The organism is Vibrio sp. 10N.247.310.17 (genome assembly GCF_041466605.1).
Taxonomy (GTDB): Bacteria; Pseudomonadota; Gammaproteobacteria; order Enterobacterales; family Vibrionaceae; genus Vibrio; species Vibrio tasmaniensis_A.
Map to the genome: position 1 here is coordinate 13,031 of NZ_JBFSTC010000073.1, position 15,297 is coordinate 28,327.

Here is a 15,297-nt window from a genome sequence, read left to right on the forward strand (position 1 = left end):
AGTCTCTGTGGCACAAAAAAGATCATAAAAAAAGCCAGCGATTAAGCTGGCTCTATTCTGTCGGCTATTTCTCGTTAGAGATTAACCATTTTTAGGTGGATCAAATGCCGTCAGTTCTAATGCTGGGCCTGTGTATTTTTCAATCTTCACAAGCGCAGAGTTCGCAGCACAGCCATTCGCCAAACGAGAAGTCGGGATATCCAACGTAAGCACGTTACAGCCACCGTTTTTACATAGACCTGTATCTTTATCTAAATCAGGCCAACCGCCTTCATGGATACATACAGCGCCTTGCTTGATGCCATCAGTCACTAGTGCACCAACCAGTACTTGTCCACGATCGTTGTATGCACGAACGAGATCACCCGTTTTGATGCTACGTGCTTTCGCGTCTTCTACGTTAATTGAGATAGGCTCACGGTTACCGATCGCATACTCTTCACGGATCTTCGCGTAGTTGAACTGGCTGTGTAGACGGTGCGCGGCGTGCGCTGTCATCAGTTGCAGTTCATCACTTTTCGCTTTACCGAAGAACTCAGTAGGCTCAATCCATGTTGGGTGAGCTGGGCAATCTGCAAGCTTGTAGCCTTCGATGGTTTTAGAGAAGATCTCAATCTTACCACTTGGCGTACCTAGCGGATTCATCACTGGATCCTTACGGAAGTCAGCATGACGAACAAACTGTGCCGCCTTCTTATTGTATTTCATTTCAATAAGCTGGTTATCGTCCCAGAATTTACCAAATTTAGGCATACGAACACGTGCAGATTTGCCTGCTTTTTGTGCCGCATCGTAGAAGCCTTTCAACCATGCCATTTCGTCTTTGCCTTCAGTGAAGACATCACGGCCGCCTGCTTTGATCATCTCAGACATGTCTGCAAATACATCGAAATCATTACGCGCTTCACCTTGAGGTTCAACCGCTTTCTTCATTGGCACTAGGTGTTGGTTACTGTAGTCACCCGTCATCGTCATATCATTACGTTCAAATGACGTAGTAATTGGCAACACAATATCGGCGTGCTTGGCAGCGGCTGTCCAGTAGATCTCAGAAATAACCACTAGCTCAGGTTTTTGCCACGCTTTGATCAGGCGGTTTGTATCTTGGTGATGAGTAAAGTTACCACCGCCCGCCCACCAAATCATTTTCAGGTCAGGGAACGTCAGTTCATGACCATTATGCATGTATGTTTTACCTGGATTCTCTAGAGCTTCTGTAATACGAGCAACAGGGAATGCGTTCACCGCTCCTGAGACAGCCCAGTCATTACCCGCAGAAGAACCGCCACCAATTGAAGCTGAGATAGCTGGCAATACACCCGCATCACGAGTTGGGTTACCGCCGTTCGAGTAGTGGTAAGAAAGACCGAAACCACCACCTGGAAGACCAATCTGGCCAAGCATTGCAGCTAGAGTGACCACCATCCAGTGACGTTGTTCACCGTATTGTTGACGCTGAATGCCCCAACCTGCCATAAGCATGGTGCGGTTCTGACTAAAGATATCTGCAAGTAGCTCAAGTTGTTTCGCAGGAACGCCTGTAATCTCTTCAGCCCATGCTGGCGTCTTTTCAACACCGTCTTCTTTACCCATTAGGTACGCTTCAAACTTGTCGTAACCGCTGGTGTATTTGCTTAGGAATTCAACATCGTGCTTACCCTTCTTAACTAAAGAGTGCGCGATACCCATCATCATTGCCACATCAGTCATTGGGCGCGGTGCAATCCACTGAATTGAATCGCCAAAGAAATCGATCGTTTCTGAGCGCATTGGGTCGATTGCGATGATTGTTTTGCCAGACTTTTTAAGCTTGTGGAAGAACTCTAGACCAGAACCGTCTGTTGAACTCCAAGCAATCTTAAGCGTGTTCATAGGGTTCATACCCCACAACACAACAACGTCTGAACTTTCTAATACAACCGGGTGAGTAGTTTGTTGCTCATAAACTTCAATAGAACCCATTACGTGCGGCATAATGACCTGCGCAGCACCTGTTGAGTAATCACCAAGGTGACCTGAGTAACCACCAGCCAAGCTCATGTAACGTTGCAGCAACGTTTGTGCTTTATGCAGTACGCCACTTGAACGCCAACCGTAAGAGCCCGCAAATACGGATTCAGGACCGTTCTCTTTACGGATGCGCGTTTGCTGTTCGTGGATAAGCTTGTAAGCTTCTTCCCAAGATACGCGAACGTATTCGTCATCACCGCGAGTTCCTGTTGGAGCTGATGGATTATCTAGGAAGCCTTTACGTACCATTGGGTATTTGACACGAGCTTTGGTGTGAACCTGATCAGGACCAGTCGTTTGCAAGCTATTTGGGACTGTTTGTGCGAGAGCATTAGTCGTTGAAACCAATTTGCCATCTTTTACTTCACACAACATAGGTCCCATACGACCTGCCGTTAATACACCTTTACCACGCTTGTTCGCAGCTGACGCTGTCATTGGCGTCAATGATGTAAAAGCTAGCGCACCAGCAGCCATGCTCGTTCCTTTGAGGAACCCGCGACGAGTAATATCTGTCATAATTATTTCCCTTTGTTTCTTAGTGGCCAGCCACATCTTTCGCGTGGTTCTGGAAGAATTTAGTAAGCAGTTCTAGATCTTGGTCTGAAATATCAGTACGTTCGCCCATGCCTTTAGCAACAGGACCCCAAGCGTTCACCGTGAAGTGGTTTGCACCAATTTTTGCGTGACACGTTGAGCAGTAAACATTGTCGAGTTCTTCAGCGTAATCCCAGATTGGCTCGAGTGAATCCAGTACAGGCGCATCAACGTTCGCGGTTAGCACCGCAGTTCGCCATTCATTGCCGTACGCATCCGTTTTAAAATCACCAACTTCAAGGTTCTGTTGCCCTTGGTCTGTCAGCATCGCAACGATTGAGCGTTGACCTTCGCCGTAGTAAAGCACCTGTTCTGCACCCTTCATTTGGTAAGCGTGCAACTCGATTGTGCGCTCAGTACCTTCAACACTTTTCACATCTAGGCGTGCCGTTGGATTGATAGTGCCAAGGTCACCAATACTGATGGTTTCTGCTGAGTAAACGACTTTCGCATTCGGGTCTGTTTTCTCAGTGAATGCCATCAAGTTGTCGAAAGCTTCGCTGTCCATTTCTGGCTCAGGAGCAAAGTGAGCAACACCTTTGTGACAGTCGATACAAGTCTGATTATTCTCTTGTCCGTACTCATGCATTTTTGCTGCATCATCAGATTGCTCGTAGCTGTCCATCGCATCGAAAGTATGACAAGAACGACACGTGGCTGAATCGCTTTCACGCAGTTGCGCCCACACGGTTTCTGCCATTGCCATACGGTGTTCTTCATACTTATCTTCTGTATCGATTTTTCCTGTCACGAACTCATGATAAATATCTTTAGACGCACGAATTTTGGTGATTACGTAGTCAATTGGATCGGAAGGAATATGACAGTCAGAGCACTCAGCTCGAATGCCTTTTGCATTGCTGAAGTGGATTGAACCTTCATATTCTTCATACGGGATTTGCATAGTGTGGCAAGAAGTGCAGAACTCAGTACTCGATGTGTAGTGCATAACGGCTGCAGTACCGCCCAGCGTTAACCAGCCAATACCTATACCGACAGCGGCAATAAGAGCGATATATCGTTTTTTAATAGACATATTTAGAAATCATCTTCAACAATTAGTAACAATTGCGATCAGAATAATACTTTAGGGTTAGTCACTATTGATTCACGTCATAAATTGTCTTTATTGACAATAAAGAAAGTGAGCAATGAGACCTAAATACAAATCACTTATAACCATAACTGCGCAACCATTTGGTTTTATATTCACAAAACAAATAAGGGCGCGTTGATTTATAAAACCCACCTGAAAATAACGGCGTACTTCCCCATTAAAAAGCGTACTAGAATCAAGATAAGGAGTAGCGAACACATATACAATATTTGCAAATTTACGGTACTGAAATAGACATGAACCAAACAGAATTCCAACAAAAAATGGCGAGTTTCACCGCCATAGAACAAGCGCTTGATTACTTTGAAATTGGCTTTGATAGCAAGTTTATCGACCAAAATAGAATAGAGCTTGTGAAGCGCTTTAATGGTTATCTGATCCTATCGAAACCCGATGATTGGTTTTCTGGAAGAAGAGCACTGAAAAACGCGTACTGTAAGGTTCAACGCAGTAAACTGGATCGCTACACACGATCAGCCTGTCGTGGCTGTACGACTTGCCAACGCCGCTAGTTCAAAATCAGAAAGCTTAAACGTAGATAACAAAAAATAGAGAATTGAAATAACATCTCATTACGATTTAGTTAGTGGTTTGCTCGAAAAAAAGTGTGCTAGTCTTACGGCAACTCAACTACGAGATAAAAACTACAATGAAAATTTTCAGCAATTTCGAAAGCGGCAACATTCACGTCGTTTCAGCAGATTCACCACAAAATATTCAACTGACGATCCCAGCAGACAACCAAACTGAAATCTCTCAGTGGTTTCATTTCCGTTTAGAAAGTGAAGCTCAACAAGCTCACCACTTTGAAATCGGCCAATTGGCAACATCTGCTTACCCTGATGGGTGGAAAGATTATGATGTTGTAGCATCTTATGACCGTGAAGAGTGGTTCCGTATTCCATCTCAGTTCGATGGCGATACATTAAGCTTTGATATCATCCCTGAACACGATTCAATGTACTTCGCGTACTTCGCGCCGTACTCATACGATCGTCACCAAGATCTTCTGCACAGTGCTCAAACGCACCCGGCTTGTAAGCTTGAAACTCTAGGTCACACGCTAGACAACAACGACATCACCTTGCTAACCATTGGTGAGCCAAGTGAAGAGAAGAAAAACATCTGGGTTATTGGTCGCCAACACCCAGGCGAGACTATGGCTGAATGGCTAATCGAAGGTCTGCTGCAACGCCTGCTTGATGAGACAGACACAGTCGGTCGCTCTCTTCTAGACAGCGTTGTGTTCCGCGTTGTACCGAACATGAACCCAGATGGCAGCATCCGTGGTCACCTGCGCACTAATGCGATTGGTTTAAACCTTAACCGCGAATGGCAATCACCTTCTCTAGAACGCAGCCCTGAAGTTTTCCTTGTGCGCGAGCGCATGCTAGAAACTGGCGTTGATCTGTGCCTAGACATTCATGGCGACGAAGCGATTCCATATAACTTTGTTGCAGGTAGCGAAGGCACACCTTCATACAACGAGCGCATTGCAAAATTGGAGAATCACTTCAAGCAAGCGCTTCTGACTATCACGCCAGAATTCCAAGATGAATTTGGTTACGATAAAGACGAACCGGGCAAAGCAAATATGACCGTCGGCACAAACTGGATCGGCGAGCAGTTCAAATGTCTGGCTTACACTGTCGAGATGCCGTTTAAAGATCACATCAGCCACGCTGACGAACTTTACGGCTGGTCTCCAGAGCGCAGTGTTGCATTTGGTCACGACATGCTAGCAGCGGTTTGGGCAACAGTAGACGAGCTATAAAACGAACCATAGACAGGCTAAGCGCCTTAGTTTGTCCGTATAGTTAGTTTGCTTGCATATATAGCAAAGCCCAGCACTTGTGAAAGTGCTGGGCTTTTTAATATCGGATCTGAATGAATGACTTGGGCTTTAAGGCATCTAACTTTAAAAGCTTTTTATGCCACTCTGAGGCTAGCAAAAAATACTGGGTATCTTTGTCTAATGTGTCTTTGTTCTGACACCATATCTTTGAAGCTTGGTCCTTCTAACAACTGAACGATCACTTCATCGCCTTCTTGTCGCAGCACTGCACCACTAATATCAATGGTGTTGTTATCGTGCAGTCTTAAACTGCCCGCCATTGAGAAGCCTCGATAAACAGGAATGATGTTACGCATCATCAAGCGCACACCCTTTTCAGACACTTCGCTGACATGAAAAAGCTCATCTTTGATTCGTATCACTGGGCGCGCCTTTTTAGGGTACTTCAGGCGGTAATACTCACGTTTCTGGGTGAATGACTCTTCACTCATCGATGACTCCCTATCTTTGTTTCATGTTTCTGTTTCTTGGTAAAAATGAACAAGCTAACTATCTGTTGTTTTCTGTTTCAAATCTAAGCTCGAAACATACACATTCATCCAATTGATGACTGTCCATTATATCGACTTTACATAGCAATGCTTTAGCCATTTATGAAGAGACTCTAAAATTCCTGAGGATTCAGTAAAAAATGAGAACTGAATAGAATATGGTATATGCCCCATTCTTAGCAACACTACCTCAGAGCTGAAACAATGCTAGTTGAATACTAAAGCCCACAAATAGAACACCACAAACAATGTTCATCATTTGTGAGGTTCGCTTTTGAACCAACAAGCGCTTGAACGTATCCGCCATTAAGATCACAATCAAGAACCACATCGACACTACTGTCGCCTGAATCCCACCAAGCATCAAACTGTCTGTCACAATCGCATCTTTTGAAACAAATTGAGGGAATATAGAAAGATAAAACAGGACGATTTTAGGATTCAGTAGATTAGTGAGGAGCCCTTTGAAAAATTGATTGTATAGCTTACTTCCCGATGCACTTACCGCATAAAGTACACCCTCTTGAGCACGCAGGGCCGCGCGAAAATGGTTATACCCAAGCCAGACAAGATACAAAACCCCAGCCCACTTAAGCCCTTCAAAGGCCATTGGGGTGTTCGACAATCACAAACTTATGCCGTTGGCCGAGATAAAGGCGTGAAAAAAGAAACCACATGACACGCCCAACACGTTCACAAATGCGAACAGCTTCCTTTGAGTTAAGGCTGTGCTTAATACCAGCAAAGCATTAGGGCCTGGAATAATGGCAATAAAAAACACGATAACAATAAACAGCGATATACTGTCCCAACTCATTTCGAACTCATTTCATGAACATTTTTAGGGCGGACATTGTACGTCCATTCAATGCCATTACAATATGATGAACGTTTAATTATCGCGTATGGCTAACATACATAATTCACGCATAAAATGAGAGCGTTTATCGTGTAACGTTACAAAACTGATTTTCTAACATTTGCAGCCCTGTTAGACTCCACCTCCCTTTTGATACTTGGTTCATTTATGTCATTTGATAGCCTAGCCCTCAACCCAAAAACCGTCTCCGCGATCCCATCTCAATTCAATAAGCCGACAGAGATACAGCAAGCGGTAATTCCTACAATTATTGCGGAGAAAGACGTGCTGGCGTTGGCTCAAACGGGTAGCGGAAAAACGTTGGCATTTGGCTTACCTTTGCTGAACAGCATCAAGCATGATGTAAATGAACTACAAGCGATAATCATTGTTCCAACCCGTGAACTTGCCTCTCAAGTAGCCAAAGCACTAGAACCCATCGCAACCACACTTGATATCAAAACGGTGACACTGACTGGTGGAGTTGATATCGAGATCCAGCAACAGCAATTGTTAGAAAAGCCACAACTCGTGATCGCAACTCCTGGCCGAATACATGCCGTTATTCAAGAGAACAAGCTCGAGCTAACCCAATGCAAGTCTTTAGTTCTTGATGAGGCAGACCGTTTACTCGACATGGGATTTTGGCCAGATGTTCAAACCATTATTTCTGCTCTTCCTAAAAAGCATCAAACACTGTTGTTTTCGGCTACGCTGCCAAAAGAGCTGATCAGTCAGACTGAGGCGCTTCTTGTTAATCCAGTAAAGGTCACAACGCATCAAGAAAACAGCGTGGTCGCGGCTATTGAAGAAACTCTGTACTTAGTGAACAAAGGCAGTAAAGCTCAAGCGCTGATCGCCCTACTCAATCAGCACACATGGTCGCAGGTATTGGTATTTATTGGCGCAAAAGATAATGCAGATGCATTAACCAAGCGATTGAATAAAGCCAAAATCAGTGTGAATGCGCTACACGGAAATAAGAGCCAAGAAGAGCGAGAGCAAGCATTAGAGAGTTTCAAAAATGGCAAGACTCGTGTGCTTATCGCCACCGACGTTATGGCTAGAGGCATCCATATTGATCAACTACCTGTCGTAATTAACTTTGATTTGCCATCGCATTCGGCGACTTACGTACACCGAGTTGGTCGCACAGCAAGAGCAGGAAGTACTGGCAGCGCGATATCTCTGGTTAGCCACAGCGAAACTGACTACCTGAATGCAATTCGTACTCTGACCAATAAACCTCTTATGCTACAAGCGTTGGAAGGTTTCCCTGTTACAGACAAACCTGCATCTGAAGCGACAGTTCGCAAACGTCCGCCTAAAGACAAGATGGCTAATCGAAGAACCGCAAAAAAGAAGAGTGTTAAGCAATTTAAGAGCAAACCAAGTTCTTCGAAATAATCAGTTCTTCAAAATAACCACAGAAAATCGATTAGCCCAGTTTGCACTGGGCTTTTTTATGGTTCATCTCATATTAGCAGGACCAAAATACAAACTTACGCCCTCAACCTCTATAAAGGTGCCAACCTAAATGACACTTTTATGAATTATGATGCCAAGGTATTGATTCTTGGTTGCTCAAAAAAAATACTCTGAAATCACGTTGACGCCCCTATATCTGACAACTAGATTTTTCTATTAGTGTCTAAAAACCGGGAGGTCATTGAAATGAAACGTGCAAGCTCTACATATCGATTACAACTGATTAAGGAAGTGGCAACTCGCCGAGATCGTCAGAGTTCTAATGACCCGATGGCAAACTACATACAAAACCTAATAGACAACAAAGATGACTGTGATACCTCGGTGGAGCGTAACCAGAGATTCAGTGGCAGTCATTTTGATGAACATATTGGTGGTTGGGTTAGCGACCATTGGGGTAGCAAGTAAGCCGACATCTCTAGTCACTGATATAGTCGATAGAACAGCATCGTTAGCTGTAGAATTAATATCTGCATTAACCTATCATCTGCAACAATTCCCTATCCAAGAGTAAGCAGAAAGTGTCTGAGTTAAAAAGAGAAAAAGAAGTGATGGTTGCCTTCCAAGTGATCTCTCGCGTTAAAGAAGGCAACAACTTCGAAGTGGTTGATAAAGCAATTGAAGTTGTGAAAGCTGCCGATGTGCCTTTCCAAGTCGGAGCTATGGAAACCACGATGAAAGGTGAACTCAACCAACTGCTAGATATCGTTAAAAAAGCAGAACAAGCTTGCTACGATGCAGGGGCTGTAGAAGTGATCACAAACATTAAAATTCACAGTAAAACCACCGAAGCCGATGATACATTTTGCACGTACCATCGTGGTGTAACGAAAGCGAATCACATGTTTGTTTAGCAATATGTTTATTTCAGAAAGCTGTTTATTTAAGAAAACAGGGCTTTAAGAAAGACTCTGAAGAACCAGTGATGTTATTGAAAAGGCATGTCTGAAAGGTGAGAAAGGATTTCCATTCGCTCTTCTTCTGACATCGAATGCCAATCACGCGGAGTCTCTTCAGGGTCATCTTTCGCCCCGATTGGTTTTCGATCCAGTGCTTTAACTGGCTCTTTTTTGAATTTTCCGTTCTTTTTATTCATACCGACACCACTCCTTCAGGTACAAAGGTACCTACCTTAATATTACACCCCAACCATTATGTAAAGTAATAGTTACCTCGAGGTTAAATAAAATTTCAATACTTCCTCTTTAGCCGAAAAGATCTCTTTGGGGACTTGTACTTCCCTCTTCGTCAACCGACTTACCAACCAAATTTTTTTGCTTCATTATTTTTCTTCTATAGCGCTGACGACACAGCTTTATGACGTGTAACTGTTCTGACGGCGTCATCGACATCCAATTAAAGCGCTCCTCCCTTTTACGCATACAGCCATTGCAATAGCCTTTGTCATCGCTTGAGCAAACCCCGACGCAAGGGCTTGGAACTTGGAACTTGGAAAAACTCTAACTGCTCCACCGCGCCTCCTTACATAATCAAAATTACGCTTACTATCTCAAAAATAAGCGATTAATTTGTCGCCTAGCTCATGAAATCCATACTAAACTATGACCTTATACTGACACATATAGTGTTTTGTAAACTATACTTTGAACCCATCAAGTTACACTTATTCGGTAACTTCGTTCTTTCCTTTGGAGCCTTATAATATGAAGTTTAGTTCAAAAAAATTACTAGCAGTAGCCGCTTTACCTATGATGCTAGCAGCATGCACAACAACAGGTGATAACGCGATGCAAGTAACACCAACCGATCTACAGCACCATAATTGGGAACTTGCGCAAATTGATGGCAAGAACATTGAGAAAAGCGAACACCAAGCGACACCTCGTCTAGAGATCGGCGAAAAGATGACGGCAAACGGCATGGCTGGTTGTAACAACTTCTTCGGTCAAGGCGAACTAAAAGACGGTCAATTCCGCATTAAGCAAATGGGCATGACCATGAAAATGTGTCACGGCTCAGCAATGGAAATCGAACAATCGGTTTCCGCGACTCTAAGCGAGTGGAGCGACGTAACACTAACAAACGATACGCTAGTATTGAAAAACGATGTACACACGCTAACGTACACAATTCGTGACTGGGTAAACTAATCAGTCAAAGAAACCAAATATTGATTGAAGGAGCCCTAGTGGCTCCTTTTTTATTGCTTTTTTACACTCATGATTCCTTCAAAACTGACACTCATCGCTTACTTTTCGTACCAACCTCCAATAAACCTAAAAAATCTATCATTTGAGTGCAATAAATTCATCAGTTCAACGGTCTGTTGCTAGGATGGTAATAGCCCTTAAGTAATTGATTGAATTTACTGTTGAATTAGAAATTATTTCAGAAACAGATAGAATAATAGGGCGTGTTGATCTTTCGAGCTGATTTTTGCAGCGAGTTGCTGGGTATTTATACAAGGCAGAGGCGTCGATGTGTAGCTAGCCTACATGAGAAGCCGATAACGCAGTAGAAATGACCAGCAAACGCTGCCCGAAGGGTTCGGCTAAAAGCGTTTTACTCTTTGTTGAGGGAGATTTGCTTAGAGTGACTAGGCTACTTCCCCCTCGCCGCGATTATAACGCTTTTATCTCGAACAAAATTTAACCACGAAAGGTCAACACGCCCTAGGGAGTTTGAAAATACAATGCTCTTGCCCGTTCACTACCAAATGGAAAAGTTTATGAACAAGATAGTAAGTACGTTAGGAATCATGGCAACCGTTGCATACAGCGCAGCCATTTACGCTGATGAAGCAACATCAACCAATAGCTGGAACCAAATAGAACAGCAGGCAGAGGGACAAACTGTCTACTTTCACGCTTGGGGCGGAAGCCAAGAAATTAATCGTTACCTACAATGGGCAGGCAAGGAGTTACAAAGTGACTACGGTGTGACCTTAAAGCATGTAAAAGTAACCGACATTGCTGAAACGACTACTCGACTACTTGCAGAAAAAGCCGCAGGCAAGAACAGCGAAGGCAGTGTCGATATCGTTTGGATTAATGGTGAGAACTTCCGCTCGATGAAAGACAATGCGCTGTTATTTGGACCATTCACAGAATCACTTCCAAACTGGAAGTACGTTGATAAATCTTTACCAATTGATGTCGATTTCTCGGAGCCAACCGAAGGCTTAGAAGCACCTTGGGGCGTCGGACAACTTGTGTTCATCCACGACCAAGAGACACTAAACAATCCGCCACAATCGTTTTCAGAGATGTTGAGCTACGCTCAAGCTTTCCCTAACCGCTTAAGCTACCCTCGCCCACCTGAATTTCATGGCACCAGCTTCATCAAGTCTCTACTGATTGAGCTAACAGACAACAACCCTGCACTGGCTCAACCTGTTTCGGAAGACAACTTCCAAGAAGTTACTGCACCACTTTGGGCTTACTTAGATAAATTCCATAAAGTGGCATGGCGCGGTGGTAAACAATTCCCAGCGGGCACATCGGAAAGTATCCAACTTCTGGATGATGGTCAGCTCGATTTAGCGATTACCTTTAACCCAAATTCTGTCTATTCAGCACAATCAAGTGGCCGCCTAGCTGAAACTACCAAGGCCTATGCTCTAGAAAGCGGTGCTCTGTCTAACATTCACTTCCTTGCGATTCCTTGGAATGCTAATGCAAGTGCTGGCGCTCAGGTAACCATCAACTTCTTGTTGAGCCCAGAAGCACAATCGCGCAAAGGCGACCTCAATGTTTGGGGTGATCCTTCTGTATTAAGCAGCAAGTACCTGACTGGTAGCGCTAAGAATACTCAACAATTTAAATCGATTGATGAACCACACCCAAGCTGGCAAAACGCGCTCGAGAAAGAGTGGCTTAAGCGATACGGTAACTAAAATTCATGCTACGCGCTCTATATTATGTTGTTATAGCTGTGTGCATTATCCCTACGATTCCTGGGGTAGCGGGAGTAGTGGCCTCGTCACTGAGTTTCATCCCGCCCCTAGGTTTAGAGGAACCAACACTCAACGGTTTTAACCAAGTCTTTCAATGGGAAGGGGCTTGGCACTCTATTGGTTTGAGCCTAGGTTCAGCGGTCGCCAGCAGCTACATTGCCTGCTTCCTGACCTTTTGTATTCTTCAGGCTTCTTGGGGAAACAAGTATTGGAGAAAGATTGAGCTAACGCTATCGCCAATGCTTGCCATTCCGCATGTGGCTTTCGCTATCGGCTTTGCTTTTCTGTTTAGCCCAACAGGGCTTGGCGCAAGAGCCGTGCATCACTTACTTGGTGAATCGGCTACAAGCTCTGAATTGGCTTTGCTGATAAAAGATCCTTACGCGTTTGGCCTAATCATTATGCTCGCACTCAAAGAAGTGCCCTTCTTATTGCTGATGAGCATTTCGATACTTCAACAAATCGATGTTGAACGCATCACTAAGGTCAGTGCCTCTCTGGGTTATAGCCGTGCTCAGATCTGGTGGAAGTGTATTTTCCCACAATGGTTTACCAAGCTTCGCTTCCCTATGTTGGCGGTGCTTGCTTACAGCGTATCGGTTGTCGACATCGCTCTGATCATTGGCCCAACCAATCCGCCGACCTTTGCCGTTTTGGTATGGCAATGGTTTAACGACCCAGACCTTAATCTATTGCCACGAGCTGCCGCTGGCGCCATCGTTTTATTCGGTTTAGCTTCGTTGATCATCGCCCTAGCGCGTCTAATCGAATGGGCAATTCTCAAGTACTTTAGAACTTGGCAATATTCAGGAAGAACAGGTATTAACCTTCCAGGAAAAACGATCTTCGCAGTGCTTGCTGCATTGTCACTACTGATCATTCCACTAATGGGGATTTGGAGTGTTGCCCAACGTTGGCGTTTCCCTGATTTACTTCCAAGTCGCTACAGCAAGCGTTTCTGGGAGTTTGAGTGGGATGGCATCATGAGCACCGTCGGGCAAAGCTTGTGGATTGGCCTTATTGCCGCTTCCGTTGCTTTATTACTCGCGCTGGTAGCTCATGAGTACCGAATCAAATACAAGTGGCAAGTTCCGGGCTTTATTATCGCGATTCCCATGTTGATACCTCAACTCTCGGTATTGTTCGGCATGCAAGTGACCACGCTTTATATCGGCAGCAGCGCCTATGAATTTTGGGTAATTTGGGCGCATGTTTTCTTTGCTTTCCCGTTTGTGTATCTGTCTTTGGATGGCCCTTGGAAAAGCTTCAATGACGGCCTGATAAAAGCCTCGTTGAGCTTGGGTAAATCGCCATTTCAAAGCTGGTACTCCATCAAGCTGCCTATCTTGTTACCCGCTATTGCCTTTGCTTGGGCGGTCGGGATCAGCGTAAGTTTGGCTCAGTACTTACCCACCTTGATGCTCGGCGCGGGCCGTATTAGCACAATCACCACAGAAGCCGTTGCCCTTACCAGTGGTTTCGACCGCAGAGTGACAGCTATCTATGCCATTTGGCAGGCCCTATTGCCTCTGTTCTTTTTCTCTTTAGCGATATTAGTCAGCCGACTTCAACTCAGATATCGCCGTCTTACTTTTAAAGGTTTTCTAACGAATGAGTCTGCACCTCAACGACCTCGCCATCCGTAAAAACGATGGTGTATCGCTGTTTTCAGCGCTAAACGTAACATTAGAATCAGGCCAAGTATTGGCTTTGATGGGGCCGAGCGGCTGCGGAAAATCGACCTTGTTGGACGCCGTAGCTGGGCACTTAAATGATGAGTTTTCGTATTCTGGCACCGTTATTTTGAACGACATTCAGCTGGATGACCTGCCTTCACATCAGCGTGAAGTCGGTATTCTTTTTCAAGATGACTTGTTGTTCCCTCACCTCAAGGTATGGGAAAACTTGGCGTTCTCTCTGCCTAATTCAATTAAGGGCTCCGCTCGTCAACAGCAAGCGATGGCTGCACTAAAAGACATAGAGCTAACTCACTTGGCAGAGTCTTTCCCGGATCAAATATCTGGCGGTCAACGTGCAAGAATCAGCTTAACTCGTATGTTATTGGCGAAGCCGAAGCTCGCCCTACTCGACGAACCGTTTAGTAAGTTAGACCAAGAGTTAAGAGCACAATTTCGCGATTGGGTCTTCGAACAGCTGACAAAAGCAAATATCCCAACATTAATGGTCACGCACGACGAAGCTGACGTACCTCAAGGGGCGCAAGTGCTGTCTTGGCCATGGAGGAGTCATCATGCTGGATAAGTACTCCATCAAGGTCATTAAGTGGCCATTAAACCAATCAGCTAAGTTGCTGAGTCAATTCGGTATCACGGCAAATCAAACCACCTTATTTGGCTTTCTGGTCGGGTGTTTAGCGTTTCCGGCGTTGGCATTTCAACATTACGAATGGGCGCTAGGCTTCATTGTGTTCAACCGAGTATGTGATGGGCTTGATGGGGCTTTGGCTCGAATCCAAGGCATTAGTGACGCTGGCGGTTTTCTCGACATCAGCCTCGATTTCCTTTTCTATTCGTTAATTCCTTTTGGCTTTGTTATTGCGAACCCAGAACACAACGCCATTGCCGGTGCGTTTTTGATCTTCTCTTTTATCGGTACTGGCAGCAGCTTTTTGGCGTTTGCCGTGATGGCAGGCAAACGAGGCATCGAAAACCCAGTCTATAAGCATAAGTCTCTGTACTACATGTCAGGGCTAACCGAAGGCACTGAAACCATCGCTTGTTTCATCGCGTTCTGTATTTGGCCTCAACACTTTGCTGTTATCGCCTACACCTTTGGCACCGCGTGCTGGCTAACTACGTTCATGCGAATTTACTTTGGATTCCAGACACTCAAAGATCAAACTAGCTAGGGTGTGCATTTCTCATAAATAAAAACGCCGCTCAAATGAGCTAATGCCGTTCGGATAAGCATTATTGCTTGAACCTGAACGGATATTTGGCTGGG

General features: G+C 44.7%; 14 protein-coding genes and 2 pseudogenes. 10 read left to right on the forward strand and 6 right to left on the reverse strand.

Annotated features, from left to right (window positions below; genetic code table 11):
* Positions 1–81 precede the first annotated feature (81 nt).
* Together AB6D80_RS17965 and AB6D80_RS17970 are read right to left on the reverse strand one after the other, a co-directional pair.
* Positions 82–2,529 (reverse strand): molybdopterin guanine dinucleotide-containing S/N-oxide reductase, encoded by a 2,448-nt coding sequence (locus tag AB6D80_RS17965; protein WP_372189184.1) that lies wholly within the window; start codon positions 2,527–2,529, stop codon positions 82–84.
* A 19-nt stretch (positions 2,530–2,548) separates the two neighbouring features.
* Positions 2,549–3,643 carry a NapC/NirT family cytochrome c gene (locus AB6D80_RS17970; protein ID WP_372189186.1) on the reverse strand — a complete coding sequence of 365 codons (1,095 nt, stop codon included), beginning with the start codon at positions 3,641–3,643 and terminating at the stop codon, positions 2,549–2,551.
* Between the two features lie 317 nt (positions 3,644–3,960).
* Between AB6D80_RS17970 and AB6D80_RS17975 the strand changes: the two genes are divergently transcribed.
* Together AB6D80_RS17975 and AB6D80_RS17980 are read left to right on the forward strand one after the other, a co-directional pair.
* Positions 3,961–4,236, forward strand: a complete 276-nt coding sequence (locus tag AB6D80_RS17975; RefSeq protein ID WP_372189188.1) for a nitrogenase-stabilizing/protective protein NifW — start codon at positions 3,961–3,963, stop codon at positions 4,234–4,236.
* 137 nt (positions 4,237–4,373) lie between these two features.
* Entirely contained in the window at positions 4,374–5,498 is a 1,125-nt protein-coding gene (locus tag AB6D80_RS17980; RefSeq protein ID WP_372189190.1) for a M14-type cytosolic carboxypeptidase, read from the forward strand.
* Between the two features lie 155 nt (positions 5,499–5,653).
* Here AB6D80_RS17980 and AB6D80_RS17985 read toward each other — a convergent pair whose 3' ends face one another.
* Complete coding sequence (locus AB6D80_RS17985; protein WP_372189192.1) at positions 5,654–6,010, reverse strand: PilZ domain-containing protein; 357 nt, start codon at positions 6,008–6,010, stop codon at positions 5,654–5,656.
* A 250-nt stretch (positions 6,011–6,260) separates the two neighbouring features.
* A pseudogene (locus AB6D80_RS17990) lies at positions 6,261–6,887 on the reverse strand (LysE family translocator).
* A gap of 210 nt (positions 6,888–7,097) precedes the next feature.
* Between AB6D80_RS17990 and AB6D80_RS17995 the strand changes: the two are divergent.
* From AB6D80_RS17995 to AB6D80_RS18005, 3 genes are all read left to right on the forward strand, one after another.
* On the forward strand, positions 7,098–8,336 hold the full coding sequence (locus AB6D80_RS17995) for a DEAD/DEAH box helicase (RefSeq protein WP_372189194.1): 1,239 nt from the start codon (positions 7,098–7,100) through the stop codon (positions 8,334–8,336).
* Positions 8,337–8,603: 267 nt separating this feature from the next.
* Entirely contained in the window at positions 8,604–8,825 is a 222-nt protein-coding gene (locus AB6D80_RS18000; RefSeq protein ID WP_004734659.1) for a hypothetical protein, read from the forward strand.
* A 143-nt stretch (positions 8,826–8,968) separates the two neighbouring features.
* Positions 8,969–9,271 (forward strand): MTH1187 family thiamine-binding protein, encoded by a 303-nt coding sequence (locus tag AB6D80_RS18005; RefSeq protein WP_372189196.1) that lies wholly within the window; start codon positions 8,969–8,971, stop codon positions 9,269–9,271.
* A 74-nt stretch (positions 9,272–9,345) separates the two neighbouring features.
* Here the strand turns inward: AB6D80_RS18005 and AB6D80_RS18010 are convergent, their stop codons facing one another.
* Together AB6D80_RS18010 and AB6D80_RS18015 are read right to left on the reverse strand one after the other, a co-directional pair.
* Positions 9,346–9,513, reverse strand: a complete 168-nt coding sequence (locus AB6D80_RS18010; RefSeq protein ID WP_017098648.1) for a hypothetical protein — start codon at positions 9,511–9,513, stop codon at positions 9,346–9,348.
* Between the two features lie 109 nt (positions 9,514–9,622).
* Positions 9,623–9,890 (reverse strand): annotated as a pseudogene (locus AB6D80_RS18015) (DUF1289 domain-containing protein).
* A 191-nt stretch (positions 9,891–10,081) separates the two neighbouring features.
* On the opposite strand from AB6D80_RS18015, the gene AB6D80_RS18020 reads away from it, so the two are divergent.
* The 5 genes from AB6D80_RS18020 (at position 10,082) to AB6D80_RS18040 (ending at position 15,202) form a co-directional block, all read left to right on the forward strand.
* On the forward strand, positions 10,082–10,528 hold the full coding sequence (locus AB6D80_RS18020; protein WP_009846444.1) for an META domain-containing protein: 447 nt from the start codon (positions 10,082–10,084) through the stop codon (positions 10,526–10,528).
* Positions 10,529–11,106: 578 nt separating this feature from the next.
* Complete coding sequence (locus tag AB6D80_RS18025) at positions 11,107–12,273, forward strand: ABC transporter substrate-binding protein (protein ID WP_029224023.1); 1,167 nt, start codon at positions 11,107–11,109, stop codon at positions 12,271–12,273.
* A 5-nt stretch (positions 12,274–12,278) separates the two neighbouring features.
* A complete protein-coding gene (locus AB6D80_RS18030; RefSeq protein ID WP_017098651.1) occupies positions 12,279–13,979 on the forward strand; it encodes an ABC transporter permease in 1,701 nt (566 codons plus the stop codon).
* Positions 13,945–14,595: an ATP-binding cassette domain-containing protein gene (locus tag AB6D80_RS18035; RefSeq protein ID WP_012603669.1), complete on the forward strand. Its 651-nt coding sequence runs from the start codon at positions 13,945–13,947 to the stop codon at positions 14,593–14,595. The genes AB6D80_RS18030 and AB6D80_RS18035 overlap by 35 nt, the downstream gene beginning before the upstream one ends.
* Positions 14,585–15,202, forward strand: a complete 618-nt coding sequence (locus AB6D80_RS18040) for a CDP-alcohol phosphatidyltransferase family protein (RefSeq protein ID WP_012603668.1) — start codon at positions 14,585–14,587, stop codon at positions 15,200–15,202. Before AB6D80_RS18035 ends, AB6D80_RS18040 begins: the two co-directional genes overlap by 11 nt.
* Positions 15,203–15,297: the final 95 nt, after the last annotated feature.

Excerpts from the sequence above, each read along its gene's own strand:
- AB6D80_RS17965 (WP_372189184.1), bottom strand. The coding sequence starts at position 2,529 with ATGACAGATATTACTCGTCGCGGGTTCCTCAAAGGAACGAGCATGGCT.
- AB6D80_RS17970 (WP_372189186.1), bottom strand. The coding sequence starts at position 3,643 with ATGTCTATTAAAAAACGATATATCGCTCTTATTGCCGCTGTCGGTATA.
- AB6D80_RS17975 (WP_372189188.1), top strand. The coding sequence starts at position 3,961 with ATGAACCAAACAGAATTCCAACAAAAAATGGCGAGTTTCACCGCCATA.
- AB6D80_RS17980 (WP_372189190.1), top strand. The coding sequence starts at position 4,374 with ATGAAAATTTTCAGCAATTTCGAAAGCGGCAACATTCACGTCGTTTCA.
- AB6D80_RS17985 (WP_372189192.1), bottom strand. The coding sequence starts at position 6,010 with ATGAGTGAAGAGTCATTCACCCAGAAACGTGAGTATTACCGCCTGAAG.
- AB6D80_RS17995 (WP_372189194.1), top strand. The coding sequence starts at position 7,098 with ATGTCATTTGATAGCCTAGCCCTCAACCCAAAAACCGTCTCCGCGATC.
- AB6D80_RS18000 (WP_004734659.1), top strand. The coding sequence starts at position 8,604 with ATGAAACGTGCAAGCTCTACATATCGATTACAACTGATTAAGGAAGTG.
- AB6D80_RS18005 (WP_372189196.1), top strand. The coding sequence starts at position 8,969 with ATGGTTGCCTTCCAAGTGATCTCTCGCGTTAAAGAAGGCAACAACTTC.
- AB6D80_RS18010 (WP_017098648.1), bottom strand. The coding sequence starts at position 9,513 with ATGAATAAAAAGAACGGAAAATTCAAAAAAGAGCCAGTTAAAGCACTG.
- AB6D80_RS18020 (WP_009846444.1), top strand. The coding sequence starts at position 10,082 with ATGAAGTTTAGTTCAAAAAAATTACTAGCAGTAGCCGCTTTACCTATG.
- AB6D80_RS18025 (WP_029224023.1), top strand. The coding sequence starts at position 11,107 with ATGAACAAGATAGTAAGTACGTTAGGAATCATGGCAACCGTTGCATAC.
- AB6D80_RS18030 (WP_017098651.1), top strand. The coding sequence starts at position 12,279 with ATGCTACGCGCTCTATATTATGTTGTTATAGCTGTGTGCATTATCCCT.
- AB6D80_RS18035 (WP_012603669.1), top strand. The coding sequence starts at position 13,945 with ATGAGTCTGCACCTCAACGACCTCGCCATCCGTAAAAACGATGGTGTA.
- AB6D80_RS18040 (WP_012603668.1), top strand. The coding sequence starts at position 14,585 with ATGCTGGATAAGTACTCCATCAAGGTCATTAAGTGGCCATTAAACCAA.